Source organism: Enterobacter cloacae complex sp. P27C (assembly GCF_014895705.1).
GTDB classification, from domain to species: Bacteria; Pseudomonadota; Gammaproteobacteria; order Enterobacterales; family Enterobacteriaceae; genus Enterobacter; species Enterobacter bugandensis.
In genome coordinates this window covers 22,112-34,701 of the sequence record NZ_JADBQB010000008.1, presented here as the reverse complement: position 1 = coordinate 34,701, position 12,590 = coordinate 22,112, and the positions used below count along the sequence as shown (strand labels likewise).

Here is a 12,590-nt window from a genome sequence, read left to right as displayed (position 1 = left end):
GAAGCGCCACCGGGCATTTCTGTCAAAGGAGTCACCACAATGTATATCGGGATCGATCTTGGCACATCGGGTGTGAAAGCCATCCTGTTAAGCGAGCAGGGCGACGTGTTAGCAACGCAGACTGAAAAGCTGCAGGTTTCACGCCCGCATCCGCTGTGGTCGGAGCAGGACCCGGAGCAGTGGTGGCAGGCGACGGATCGCGCGATAAAAGCCTTAGGCGAGCAGCACAGCCTGCGCGACGTGAAAGCGCTGGGCATTGCCGGACAAATGCATGGTGCAACGTTGCTGGATAGCCAGCATCGCGTTCTGCGCCCGGCTATTCTCTGGAACGATGGCCGCTGTGCGGAAGAGTGCGCAATCCTTGAAGCGCGTGTGCCCACGTCCCGCGAGATTACGGGCAACCTGATGATGCCGGGCTTCACCGCACCAAAACTTTTGTGGGTACAGCGCCACGAGCCGGAGATTTTCCGTCAGGTGGCGAAAGTCCTGCTGCCGAAAGACTATCTGCGCTTTCGTATGACGGGCGATTTCGCCAGCGACATGTCCGATGCCGCGGGCACCATGTGGCTCGACGTGGCGAAGCGCGACTGGAGCGAGGCGATGCTGGATGCCTGCCATCTGACCCGGGAACATATGCCCGCGCTGTTCGAAGGCTGTGAGGTGACGGGTACGCTGCTGCCAGACGTTGCGGAACGCTGGAATATGCCTGCCGTACCGGTGGTGGCCGGGGGCGGTGATAACGCGGCGGGTGCCGTGGGTGTCGGGATGGTTGAGGCGGGGCAGGCGATGCTGTCGCTGGGAACCTCTGGGGTCTATTTTGCCGTCAGCGACGGCTATCGCAGCAATCCCGAAAGCGCTGTGCACAGTTTCTGTCATGCGCTTCCGGGAAAATGGCATTTGATGTCGGTGATGCTGAGCGCGGCATCCTGCCTGGACTGGGCGGCGAAGCTTACCGGCATGGCGGACGTTCCGGCACTCATTGCGGCAGCGCAGCAAGCGGATGACGCGGCGAGTACCGTCTGGTTTTTACCCTATCTTTCTGGCGAGCGTACGCCGCACAACAACCCGGAAGCGAAAGGGGTATTCTTTGGCCTAACCCATCAGCACGGCCCGGCAGAACTGGCGCGTGCGGTTCTGGAAGGTGTGGGGTATGCGCTGGCCGACGGAATGGATGTGGTGCACGACTGCGGCCTGAAACCGGCGAGCGTCACCCTGATTGGCGGCGGCGCGCGAAGCCCTTACTGGCGACAGATGCTGGCGGATATCAGCGGGTTGCAGCTGGATTTCCGCACGGGAGGGGATGTTGGCCCCGCGCTCGGCGCCGCGCGTCTGGCGCAGATCGCTATGAACCCGGAAAAACCGCTTTCGCAACTGCTGCCGCAGCTTACGCTTGAACAGGCGCATGTGCCTGACGCGGCAGGACATGCCCGTTATGCAGAAAGGCGCGAGGTGTTCCGCAAAATCTATCAGCAGCTGCTGCCGCTGATGTCATAAACTCGCTTGTCCGACAGAGGCACGAAGATGTCCTTTTTTGGTCTGTGCGTGCCTCTCTTTCCTTGCCAGTATGGTGACACACCCACTGGCGAGGAGATTATCATGTCACGCATTGCACTCATCAATATTGATACTCAGCAGTCCTTCCATCATCGCCCTTACTGGCAGGAGGGGGACATTCCTGCCTTTCAGCAGGCGATGCTGGGGCTGATTGAAGGCTGCCAGGCGCGCGGTATTCCAGTCGTTGATATTTTTCATGTGGATGAAGACGGCCCCTTCACGCTGCAAAGCGGCTATGTCAAACCGATGGCCTTTTTGCGTCATCAGCCGGATGTGGTTTTCCAGAAACACGTCCATAATGCCTTCACGGATACCGGGCTTGATCGCTGGCTGCGCGAGCGTGATATCAACCAGCTGATTATCTGCGGCATTCGCACGGAACAATGCTGTGAAACCACCGCTCGGGTAGCATCCGATCTGGGTTATGCTGTGACGTTTGTGAGCGAGGCAACGCTGACGTTTCCCATGATGTACAAGGGCATTACCCTGAGCGCAGCGGAAATTCGCCATCGTACCGAGACGGTACTGGCCGGGCGTTTTGCCGAAATTAAAACGGTAGCGGAGACGCTGGAGTCACTGTAATGCGCATCGACGTCTGGTTCGTGATGTTACCCGGGGTACTGGCACTGGATATGTCAGGCCCGGCGGAGACCTTTGTGCTGGCTGGCGACGCGTTTCGTCTGCATTACATTGGGCCGCAACCGGACGTGCCGACGTCGATAGGCCTGACGATGGGCGGCATCCAGCCGTTGCCGGAAAGTCTGCCTCCGGGGAGTCTGCTTGTCCTGCCGGGGGTGAGCGACTCCCGCGTTCAGTTCTCATCGCCGCAGGCGCAGCAGATCCAGCACTGGCTAATGCGCCTGCAGCCGGTCATTCAGCGCCGGGATATCACGGTGATGTGCGTCTGTTCTGGTGCGCTGCTGGCGGCGAAATCGGGCCTGCTGAATAACAAACTGTGCACAACCCACCATGACGTTATCAGCCGTTTACGCACTGTGGCTCCCACGGCGACGATTAAAGAAAACCGCATCTTTGTACAGGACGAGAATATCTGGACCAGCGCGGGGATCACGTCGGGCATCGATCTGGCGCTGCATATGATTAACCGCCTGTGCGGTCCCGAAAAGGCGCTGGCCGTGGCGCGCGAGATGGTGGTCTGGTTCCGCCGTTCCGGTGACGATCCCCAGCTTTCACCGTGGCTGCGCTACCGCAATCATCTTCATCCGGCGATCCATCGGGCGCAGGATGCGCTCACCGCCGAGCCGCAAAAAACGTGGAGCTTGCCTGATATCGCCGCACTGGCGCACGTCAGCCCGCGCCATCTCACCCGGCTTTTCCAGACGCATTTAGGGATTAGCGTCCGCGATTATCTGGAGCAGCTGCGTCTGGCGGTGGCGGAGCAGTGGCTGATTCAGGGGCGCGGCGTGGAACAGGCCTCGCTGGCGGCAGGGTTTTCCTCCCCGCGCCAGTACCACCGCGCCCGGCAGCGCAGCGTTAGCTGACGAAGCGGCGCGCGTCGATTTTTTGCAGCAGCATCGACAGCAGCAGGCTGATAACCAGCGTAGCGGCAAAAATCCAGACGATATCCAGCACCGGCCAGCTTTTGAGCTCAACGCCCCTTGTTCGCAGGGCGTGGATCACCAGCGCGTGAAAACCGTAAATTCCCAGCGAGTGCCGCGAGATAAAGCCCAGCACGGGAAGGGGACGCGCATTCAGGGTGTTTTTAACGAGCGTGAGCAGCGATACGGCACAGATAAAGACCATCGGCCCGCAATACAGATACCAGGTATCGGCAAAATTGCCGCGCCACTGAAGCTCATGTAGCGTCCCGCGTGAAATCACCGCCACGCCGGCGATAAACAGCGCTCCGCAGAGCCAGTTCAGACCGCGCTTTTGCGTGTCCATCATCCCGATGGCGCGCCCCAGCATGCCGTAAAGCACGTAGTAGAAGGTGTCGCCGTTGATATAGAGGTTTACCGGCAACCATTCGAAACCGTCGATTTTCTGTGAGACCGTGTTCGGGTTGGCGACAATGCCAATCACCACCATCAGGGCCAGAAGCATTTTCCCGCTGACGTTTTTCACCTGAATGAGCGGAGAGACCAGATAGATAACGATGATGGCGAAGAAGAACCACAGGTGGTAGAAAACCGGTTTTTGCAGCAAATATTTGAGGGATAACCCGGCGTTAATGGAGGTAAACAGGGTGATATAGAGCAGGGCAACGGCGCTGTAGAACCCCAGACAGGCCGCGATGCGGATGAAGTGCCTCGGCTGCGCGCTACGCTCGCCAAAAAAGAGAAAGCCGGAAATCATAAAAAACAGCGGCACGCTGACGCGCGACGCAGAGTTGAGGATATTGGCAATATCCCAGTTAACGGGGCTGATGCTGTGGGCATTCGTGACATACCAGGTCGTCGTGTGGATCATGACCACCATCAGACACGCTATTCCTCGCAGGTTATCAATCCAGTTAATTTTTGACGGCATCGGTTCCTCGTATTCCCTGTAAATTGAGTGTGACTCCCAGTGTCCAAATGTCTTCGTTTGGAAAATTCTGACTTTTATTCTCAGGCTTGCCGTAAGACGGCGAGATTCGCAGAATGACAGACCTTAATCTATAAAAGCTTTGCTACTAAAAATAACAGCCGCTGGCCAGGACGGTAATAAAAATGATGATGAAGCGCGTGGCGTCACTCTTTCTGCTGTTAATGCTGGCAGGATGCAGTGCGTCACAGGAAGCACCTGTGCAAAAAGCCCAGCAGGGCAGAATGAGCCCGGAACGTTCACTGAATATGGAGTCACTCTGCAAGGACCGGGCCGCACGCCGCTATAACTCGGACGTTCAGAAAATCAACGTCACCGGGTTTGAGCGCTTTCAGGGTAGCTATGAGCTCAAGGGCTATACTGCGCGTAAAGAGGGCTTTGTCTGCTCGTTTGATGCGGACGGCCAGTTTTTACACCTCTCCATGCGCTAGCCTGCTCGCATAATCAACAGCCAGACGCCGTCAGCGCCCTGGCTTGAATGCTTATTTCCCAATTTTCCCTAAACAACCCCGTTTCGTACTGTATATCTTGCAGCCAGCGGGTATACTGGTCCCTTCCATTTAAAACCACACGTATCCAGCACGAAATACTATGCAAAAGTTTGATACCAAGACCTTCCAGGGCCTGATCCTGACCTTACAGGATTACTGGGCTCGTCAGGGCTGTACCATTGTTCAACCTTTGGACATGGAAGTCGGCGCCGGCACTTCACACCCGATGACCAGCCTGCGCGCGTTGGGGCCTGAGCCAATGGCGACCGCGTATGTGCAGCCTTCTCGTCGTCCGACCGATGGTCGTTACGGTGAAAACCCGAACCGTCTGCAGCATTACTATCAGTTCCAGGTGGTGATTAAGCCATCACCCGACAACATTCAGGAACTGTATCTCGGGTCGCTGAAAGAGCTGGGTATGGATCCAACCATTCACGACATCCGTTTCGTGGAAGATAACTGGGAAAACCCAACGCTGGGTGCCTGGGGTCTGGGTTGGGAAGTGTGGCTGAACGGCATGGAAGTGACCCAGTTCACTTACTTCCAGCAGGTGGGTGGTCTGGAATGTAAGCCGATTACCGGTGAAATCACCTACGGTCTGGAACGTCTGGCGATGTACATTCAGGGCGTAGACAGCGTTTACGACCTGGTCTGGAGCGACGGCCCGCTGGGTAAAACCACCTACGGCGACGTGTTCCATCAGAACGAAGTGGAGCAATCCACCTATAACTTCGAATACGCGGACGTGGACTTCCTGTTCACCTGCTTCGAGCAGTACGAGAAAGAGGCACAGCAGCTGCTGGCGCTGGAGACTCCGCTGCCGCTGCCTGCTTACGAGCGTATTCTGAAGGCCGCCCACAGCTTCAACCTGCTGGACGCCCGCAAAGCCATCTCCGTGACTGAACGTCAGCGCTACATTCTGCGTATTCGTACCCTGACCAAAGCCGTTGCAGAAGCTTACTACGCGTCCCGTGAAGCCCTTGGCTTCCCGATGTGCAACCGAAACAAATAAGAGGCGGCCATGTCTGAGAAAACTTTCCTGGTGGAAATCGGCACCGAAGAGCTGCCACCAAAAGCCCTGCGCAGCCTGGCTGAATCTTTTGCTGCGAACGTGACCGCCGAGCTGGATAACGCTGGCCTGGCACACGGTAAAATTGAGTGGTTTGCCGCGCCGCGTCGTCTGGCGCTGAAAGTGGCAAATCTGGCGGCGTCTCAGCCGGATCGTGAAGTCGAAAAACGTGGCCCGGCGATTGCCCAGGCGTTTGACGCGGAAGGCAAGCCAAGCAAGGCTGCCGAAGGCTGGGCGCGCGGCTGCGGCATCACCGTTGATCAGGCCGAGCGTCTGACCACGGATAAAGGCGAATGGCTGCTGTATCGTGCCCACGTGAAAGGCGAAAGCGCGGAAGCGCTGCTGCCAAACATGATCGCCACTTCTCTGGCGAAGCTGCCGATTCCTAAGCTGATGCGCTGGGGCGCGTCTGACGTACACTTCGTGCGTCCGGTACACACCGTGACCCTGCTGCTGGGCGACACCGTTATCCCGGCGACCATTCTGGGCGTGGCGTCCGATCGCGTGATCCGCGGCCACCGCTTTATGGGCGAGCCAGAGTTCACCATCGACAATGCCGACCAGTACCCGCAGATCCTGCTGGAACGCGGTAAAGTGATTGCCGACTACGAACAGCGTAAAGCCAAAATTAAAGCGGACGCGGAAGAAGCGGCGCGTAAGATTGGCGGTAATGCCGACCTGAGCGACAGCCTGCTGGAAGAGGTCACTTCTCTGGTGGAATGGCCGGTTGTGCTGACCGCGAAATTCGAAGAGAAATTCCTGGCCGTTCCGGCAGAAGCGCTGGTTTACACCATGAAGGGTGACCAGAAGTACTTCCCGGTTTACGCCAACGACGGCAAGCTGCTGCCAAACTTCATCTTCGTGGCGAACATCGAATCGAAAGATCCGAGCCAGATTATCTCCGGTAACGAGAAAGTGGTGCGCCCGCGTCTGGCGGATGCCGAGTTCTTCTTCAATACCGACCGTAAAAAGCGTCTGGAAGATAACCTGCCGCGCCTGCAGACCGTGCTGTTCCAGCAGCAACTGGGTACGCTGCGCGACAAAACCGACCGTATCGCGGAGCTGTCCGGCTGGATCGCCCGTGAAATCGGTGCCGACGTTAACCACGCGACCCGCGCGGGCCTGCTCTCCAAATGCGACCTGATGACCAACATGGTGTTCGAATTCACCGACACCCAGGGCGTAATGGGCATGCACTACGCGCGTCACGATGGCGAAGCGGAAGACGTGGCCGTAGCTCTGAACGAGCAGTATCAGCCGCGCTTTGCGGGCGACGATCTGCCGTCCAACCCGGTTGCCTGCGCTGTAGCGATTGCCGATAAGATGGACACCCTGGCGGGTATCTTCGGCATTGGCCAGCATCCTAAAGGCGATAAAGACCCGTTTGCGCTGCGTCGTGCCGCGCTGGGCGTGCTGCGCATCATCGTTGAGAAGAACCTGAACCTTGATCTGCAGACCCTGACCGAAGAAGCGGTGCGTCTGTACGGCGACAAGCTGACCAACGCGAACGTGGTGGATGACGTGATCGACTTTATGCTCGGCCGTTTCCGCGCGTGGTATCAGGACGAAGGTTACACTGTCGACACCATTCAGGCGGTGCTGGCGCGTCGTCCAACCCGTCCGGCTGATTTCGATGCGCGTATGAAGGCGGTTTCCCACTTCCGTACGCTGGAAGCGGCATCTGCCCTGGCGGCGGCCAACAAGCGTGTATCCAACATCCTGGCGAAATCCGACGAGACGCTGAACGAGCGCGTAAACGCCGCGACGCTGAAAGAGCCGGAAGAGATTGCTCTGGCGATGCAGGTTGTGGTGCTGCGCGACAAGCTCGAACCGTACTTCGCGGAAGGTCGTTACCAGGAAGCGCTGGTGGAGCTGGCGGAGCTGCGTGACGTGATCGACGCCTTCTTCGAGAAAGTGATGGTGAACGTAGAAGATAAAGAACTGCGTATTAACCGTCTCTCCATGCTCGAAAAACTGCGCGAGCTGTTCCTGCGCGTGGCGGATATTTCGCTGTTGCAGTAATGTGCCCGTTGTAACACATGCTAAAAACCCGCTTCGGCGGGTTTTTTTATGGGTCTTTTGTAGACCGGATAAGCGCAGCGCCATCCGGCAGGTTTAGCCGATCGCGATTGTGCCTTCGTCTGTCTGCAGCCAGCGCGGTGCCTTCAGCGTATCAGCAAAGTAGCTGACCAGCTCGCACAGCAAATCTTCCATCACGATTTCAGATTGTCGCGGCAGTGAGCCGTTCATCAGCATCTGCGTAAGCTCCTGACAGTAGCGCCCCAGCTGATCGCATTCGGGTTCGAAAGCCGGAACGCGTGACGGGAGTTCCTTCACGGTCAGGCTGGCTTTTAAAGCGTCCGGAACAGGTTCCAGAAGCGTGGGTTGCAGAAGATTCAGACAGGCATAAAGTCTGCCGTAAAGCGCCATTTTTGGGGCGGGTTCTTCGCAATCTACCAGTGCGTCGGTAAAACGTTCGCAGTTATCCGCCAGTTCGGTGAAGTCGGTGGCGTGGTTAAAGGGCAGGGTGAATAAAGAATGAGCTTGGGTTGGGGTAGTAGCCATATTGGCAGCCTCCGATAAGTGATAAAGCTTCCACCACCGGAAATGCTAACTTCGCTGGTGGTGGACTGAACAGAGTTAGCATTACCGGCCTTATCGGATACCGGCGCATCTTTCGATGCCCCTGCTCAGCCCACCATTGAGATGTAGCAAAGCATGCTGCACATAATGTGCCGCCGATAAGATAAGCCAGGATGCTAAACCCGGCACCTGATTTTGCAGGTGCAAAGAGAACTTACTGCTCATCAAAACAGGCGGCAATAGATTTGAGCTATGCCACTGAGGATATTACCATTTCTGGAAAGAGACTCGCAAAATTACCGCAATGAAAAGCATACTGCGGGCAGAGGTCTTACAGCGACGCTATGGTCCGGCTGTAAATCGCTGAGGCGTTTCCTGCAGGCCGGGGCGAGGCGCATGGATGCGCCGAGAGGGCGGGCTTTACAGGGATGTTACCTCCGCCCGTCCCCGATAAGCCGGAAGGAATAAGCCGAAGGTACCGCGTAGCGGCGATTTACCGCCGGGAGCCCGGGTAGCCAGGGTGGTGGCGACTGAGCCACCCTGGCACGTTCACGGGTATTGTCGTTACAGAGTAGCAAGGAACATAAAGTGAACGGAATGACCACCAGAGTCGTATGCTTCCCCTCACCCCAGCCCTCTCCCTCAAGGGAGAGGGGGCCGTCTGTGCAAGCAATATTTGGTGGGGATCCCTCAGCCCAAAGGGAGAGGGAGTACAAATCGTCCAAAATTTAACCTTGAAATGGTCAACCCATTACCGCTATCCTTATCTCCGTTAAATTTCTCGCTCTGGAGCGCCCCCCAAAAATGAACAAACACGACTGATGAATTTCGATCCTTGCTAAACGCCACCGCGTGGGCAGGGGATATTTTGATTTCATTCAGAAGTGCTTATGGCTCATTTTGCGCAGTCCCCTTCTTTTATTTTGCATCAGGTCACCTGTCAGTTTGCGACGGGCGATACCCTTTTTGGTCCGCTGAGTTTTTCTCTGGAGCCGTCTCTGTGCGCTCTGGTTGGCCGTAACGGTAGCGGGAAAACGCGTCTGCTGCGTCTGCTGGCGGGGCTTGATGAGCCTGCAAGTGGGCATATTGAACGTACCGGAACACATGTCTATGTGGCTCAGCAGCAGGACATTTTGCCGCACACGACGCTGGCTGAGCTGCTCGGGTACGAGGCCATCTTCGCGGCGCGAGCGCGTATCGACAGCGGCGATTACCAGCCTGACGATCTGGAAATGCTTGATGGATTCTGGGATTTAGCTGAACGTCTTGGCGAGGCGTTTGCCCGGGCGAAACTTCCGCCGTTTGATCCAGATAAGCCAGCCGGTGAGCTCAGCGGCGGCGAGCGTATTCGCGCGCTGCTGTGCGGGGCATTTACGGCTGAAGCGGATTTCCTGCTGCTGGACGAACCGACTAACCATCTGGATCGACAAGGACGGGCGTGGTTCTACGACCAGCTTGCCCGTTATCAGGGCGGCGTGCTCGTCGCCTCCCATGACCGTGAGCTGCTGGCGCAGGTGCCGCGTATTCTTGAGCTAAGCAGCGGCGGGCTGCGCAGCTACGGCGGGAATTATGCGGATTATCAAACCCAGCGCGATGCCGAACAGCAGGCGGCCCGTGCGGCGCTGGAACATGCGGCCACGGAGCGCAAACGCACCCGCGCACGTATGCAAAAAGAGCATGACGACAGCCAGCGGCGCTCGGCGAAAACATTACGCACCGTCGATACCCTGAATATCGCGTCGTTTGAACGCGTCAAATACAAAGGCGCGGCAAAGGAACGTATTGGCTCCTGGAAAAAACAGCACAGCGAGCAAAATGAAGCCCTGAATGCCGCGGTAAACAAGGCGCGTGAGCGGGTTGAAGAAGATAACCCGGTGATGTTTACCCTGCCGGGGAGTCAGATCCCGGAAGGTAAACAGGTGCTGGTGCTGGAAGATCTGGTGCTGCCGCATGTGCCTGTTCCTCCGCTTAGCTGGCGGATGGACGGGCCAATGCGCGTGGCGCTAAAAGGTCCGAACGGCTGCGGGAAATCGACGCTGTTGAAAGCCATCCTCGGCGACATTAGTCCACGCTCAGGAACCTGCAAGGTGTCGGTCAGCTGTGCTTATCTCGATCAGCATCTTTCCCGGCTCGATCTGTCGCAGTCGGTCATGACGCACCTCAACCTGGGCAATACGCCCCTGGAAGAGGGTATGTTACGCACCCGTTTAGCCCAGCTTCAGCTGGGGGCCGACAAAGTCTCGCTCCCGCTGGCGGAACTGAGCGGCGGTGAGCGTCTGAAGGCTGCGCTGGCCTGCGTGCTTTGGCGCGGGGAGGCCACGCAGCTCCTGTTGCTGGATGAACCGACCAACCATCTGGATCTGGCTTCAGTGCAGGCTATTGAAGCGGCGCTGGCTGGTTTCCCCGGCGCGCTGCTGGTGGTGTCACACGATGATGCGTTTTTAAAAGGGTTAACGTTGACGCACGAGATGGTGTGGGAAGAGACGGGCTGGCGTTTCGAGAGCCTTTAAACACAAGCCCCCGCAGAGGCGGGGGCGTTCAAACTTTACTACGCTATCTGTTTGCTGAGTGCAGGGTTGGCCTGAATCAGGCGCATCAGCTTTAACTCGGTTGGGGTGGGTTTCTCTCGTTTTGACTCCCACTCCAGCACCATAGCCACGCTGACACCCATCGCTCTGGCGAATTCTTCAGTTTTCAGTCCTGTCCCTTTGCGCAATTGCTCATATTCTGTAAAGGGATTGGATTTTTGTTGCAGGGTAATGGCCTGCGGTACATCTTTAAAAACGATCTGTTCCAGACTGCTCAGCAGCTCAAACTCAGGATCTTTATATTCCATTGAGAACTCCTCTTAAATCTCACATCGTGATCAAGAACATCAGAGAGCCAATTAAGAATAGTCCCTAATACAAACCAAGGATCGTCACGGCTGTGATTAATCGTGCGGTAACGATCGCTTTACGCGATTCAGCTATCTGGATAGTTATGCTAATTCCCTGATTAACCATATGTCGGCTTCGCCAGGTATTTTTTTGTAAATAGTAAGAAATAAATCGGCAATAGTCGTTTTACATGAAAAGAGTATCTTGCAAGGCTGACCTGGACTATCCTTGTCAGCGTCGGGCACGCGTGTGCCGGTGTGCGCTTTTTTGGGTGAAAGGAGTAATAAAATGGCGACAGGAAAGTCCTGCTCTCGCTGGTTTGCGCCTATTGCGGCGTTGTTGATGGTTGTTAGCCTGAGTGGGTGTTTTGATAAAGAAGGCGATCAGCGCAAAGCGTTTATCGATTTTCTGCAGAATACAGTGATGCGCAGCGGCGAGCGGTTGCCGACGCTGACTGCGGATCAGAAAAAACAGTTTGGCCCCTTTGTGTCCGATTACGCCATTCTTTATGGGTATTCACAGCAGGTGAGCCAGGCGATGGACTCCGGTATCCGCCCGGTAGTGGATAGCGTGAACGCCATCCGTGTTCCCCAGGATTATATGACTCAGCGCGAGCCGCTGCGCCAGTCCAACGGTGCGCTCGGCGTGCTGAGCCAGCAGCTGCAAAACGCGAAAATGCAGGCTGACGCGTCACGTTCTGCGCTGAAGCAGGGCGAGGATCTTAAACCGGTCTTCGATAAAGTGTATGAGAAAGTAGTGACGAAACCCTCTGAAGCGATACAACCGCTGATTCCGGCCGCGCAGGTCTTCACTCAGCAGCTGGTTCAGGTCGGGGATTTCATCTCGCAGCAGGGGACACAGGTGAGCTTTGTTGCCAACGGCATTCAGTTCCCAACCTCGCAGCAGGCAAGTCAGTACAATACGCTGATTGGGCCGCTGGCCGCCCAGCACCAGGCCTTTAGCCAGGCGTGGGGCGCAGCAGTCGCTGCCACAGAATAAACCGAAAAACCCCGCCTCAGGCGGGGTTTTTTTTCGGCATTCAGAAAATAACGCTTGTCATTCCTCTACCACATCGGTATAACTGTTCGCGTCGGTTTGTTACACAGACCTAAAGCAGTTTAGTAAAGCAGTCCAGATTGTTATCCATAGATACCCTTCGTAGTGACCCTTCCTTCATCGCTTAAAAATCTGTAACGCAATCCATCAAGCCGGAAGGCACAATATATTTGTTAATAAGGTAATTTCTATGTCTGCTAAAATGACTGGTCTGGTTAAATGGTTCAACGCTGATAAAGGTTTCGGCTTCATCACTCCTGACGATGGCTCTAAAGACGTGTTCGTACACTTCTCTGCTATCCAGAACGATGGCTACAAATCTCTGGACGAAGGTCAGAAAGTTTCCTTCACCATCGAAAGCGGCGCTAAAGGCCCAGCAGCTGGTAACGTTGTAAGCCTGTAAGCTTCCAA

General features: G+C 56.3%; 12 protein-coding genes and 1 pseudogene. 9 read left to right on the top strand and 4 right to left on the bottom strand.

The window, feature by feature from the left end:
- Positions 1 to 39 precede the first annotated feature (39 nt).
- From xylB to IM291_RS16860, 3 genes are all read left to right on the top strand, one after another.
- Complete coding sequence (xylB, locus tag IM291_RS16870) at positions 40 to 1,494, top strand: xylulokinase (RefSeq protein WP_192987349.1); 1,455 nt, start codon at positions 40 to 42, stop codon at positions 1,492 to 1,494.
- Positions 1,495 to 1,596: 102 nt separating this feature from the next.
- Positions 1,597 to 2,136 carry an isochorismatase family protein gene (locus IM291_RS16865; RefSeq protein ID WP_028015071.1) on the top strand — a complete coding sequence of 180 codons (540 nt, stop codon included), beginning with the start codon at positions 1,597 to 1,599 and terminating at the stop codon, positions 2,134 to 2,136.
- Positions 2,136 to 3,056, top strand: coding sequence for a GlxA family transcriptional regulator (locus tag IM291_RS16860; RefSeq protein WP_192987347.1), 921 nt, complete (start codon positions 2,136 to 2,138; stop codon positions 3,054 to 3,056). Before IM291_RS16865 ends, IM291_RS16860 begins: the two co-directional genes overlap by 1 nt.
- Here IM291_RS16860 and IM291_RS16855 read toward each other — a convergent pair.
- Positions 3,049 to 4,044: an acyltransferase gene (locus tag IM291_RS16855; protein ID WP_126300638.1), complete on the bottom strand. Its 996-nt coding sequence runs from the start codon at positions 4,042 to 4,044 to the stop codon at positions 3,049 to 3,051. The two genes, IM291_RS16860 and IM291_RS16855, sit on opposite strands and share 8 nt — an antisense overlap.
- Positions 4,045 to 4,226: 182 nt before the next feature.
- Here IM291_RS16855 and IM291_RS16850 point away from each other — a divergent pair, with 182 nt between their 5' ends.
- From IM291_RS16850 to glyS, 3 genes are all read left to right on the top strand, one after another.
- On the top strand, positions 4,227 to 4,532 hold the full coding sequence (locus IM291_RS16850) for a YsaB family lipoprotein (RefSeq protein WP_192987345.1): 306 nt from the start codon (positions 4,227 to 4,229) through the stop codon (positions 4,530 to 4,532).
- Between the two features lie 160 nt (positions 4,533 to 4,692).
- The gene (gene glyQ, locus IM291_RS16845; RefSeq protein WP_003860141.1) at positions 4,693 to 5,604 is read left to right on the top strand and encodes a glycine--tRNA ligase subunit alpha; all 912 of its coding nucleotides are present in this window, start codon (positions 4,693 to 4,695) and stop codon (positions 5,602 to 5,604) included.
- Between the two features lie 9 nt (positions 5,605 to 5,613).
- Positions 5,614 to 7,683 (top strand): glycine--tRNA ligase subunit beta, encoded by a 2,070-nt coding sequence (gene glyS / locus IM291_RS16840; RefSeq protein WP_028015075.1) that lies wholly within the window; start codon positions 5,614 to 5,616, stop codon positions 7,681 to 7,683.
- A 93-nt stretch (positions 7,684 to 7,776) separates the two neighbouring features.
- Here the strand turns inward: glyS and IM291_RS16835 are convergent, their stop codons facing one another.
- A complete protein-coding gene (locus IM291_RS16835; RefSeq protein WP_301538619.1) occupies positions 7,777 to 8,154 on the bottom strand; it encodes a hypothetical protein in 378 nt (125 codons plus the stop codon).
- Positions 8,115 to 8,339 (bottom strand): annotated as a pseudogene (locus IM291_RS22055) (hypothetical protein); the annotation flags it as partial. The gene IM291_RS16835 and the pseudogene IM291_RS22055, both read right to left, overlap by 40 nt.
- Before the next feature lie 795 nt (positions 8,340 to 9,134).
- On the opposite strand from IM291_RS22055, the gene IM291_RS16825 reads away from it, so the two are divergent.
- A complete protein-coding gene (locus tag IM291_RS16825) occupies positions 9,135 to 10,754 on the top strand; it encodes an ABC-F family ATP-binding cassette domain-containing protein (RefSeq protein WP_192987344.1) in 1,620 nt (539 codons plus the stop codon).
- A 38-nt stretch (positions 10,755 to 10,792) separates the two neighbouring features.
- On the opposite strand, the gene IM291_RS16820 is transcribed toward IM291_RS16825, so the two are convergent.
- On the bottom strand, positions 10,793 to 11,080 hold the full coding sequence (locus IM291_RS16820) for an HTH-type transcriptional regulator (protein WP_028015078.1): 288 nt from the start codon (positions 11,078 to 11,080) through the stop codon (positions 10,793 to 10,795).
- Between the two features lie 331 nt (positions 11,081 to 11,411).
- Here IM291_RS16820 and IM291_RS16815 point away from each other — a divergent pair, with 331 nt between their 5' ends.
- A complete protein-coding gene (locus IM291_RS16815) occupies positions 11,412 to 12,122 on the top strand; it encodes a DUF3053 domain-containing protein (RefSeq protein ID WP_045260020.1) in 711 nt (236 codons plus the stop codon).
- A 247-nt stretch (positions 12,123 to 12,369) separates the two neighbouring features.
- Positions 12,370 to 12,582: an RNA chaperone/antiterminator CspA gene (gene cspA / locus IM291_RS16810; protein WP_003860775.1), complete on the top strand. Its 213-nt coding sequence runs from the start codon at positions 12,370 to 12,372 to the stop codon at positions 12,580 to 12,582.
- Positions 12,583 to 12,590: the final 8 nt, after the last annotated feature.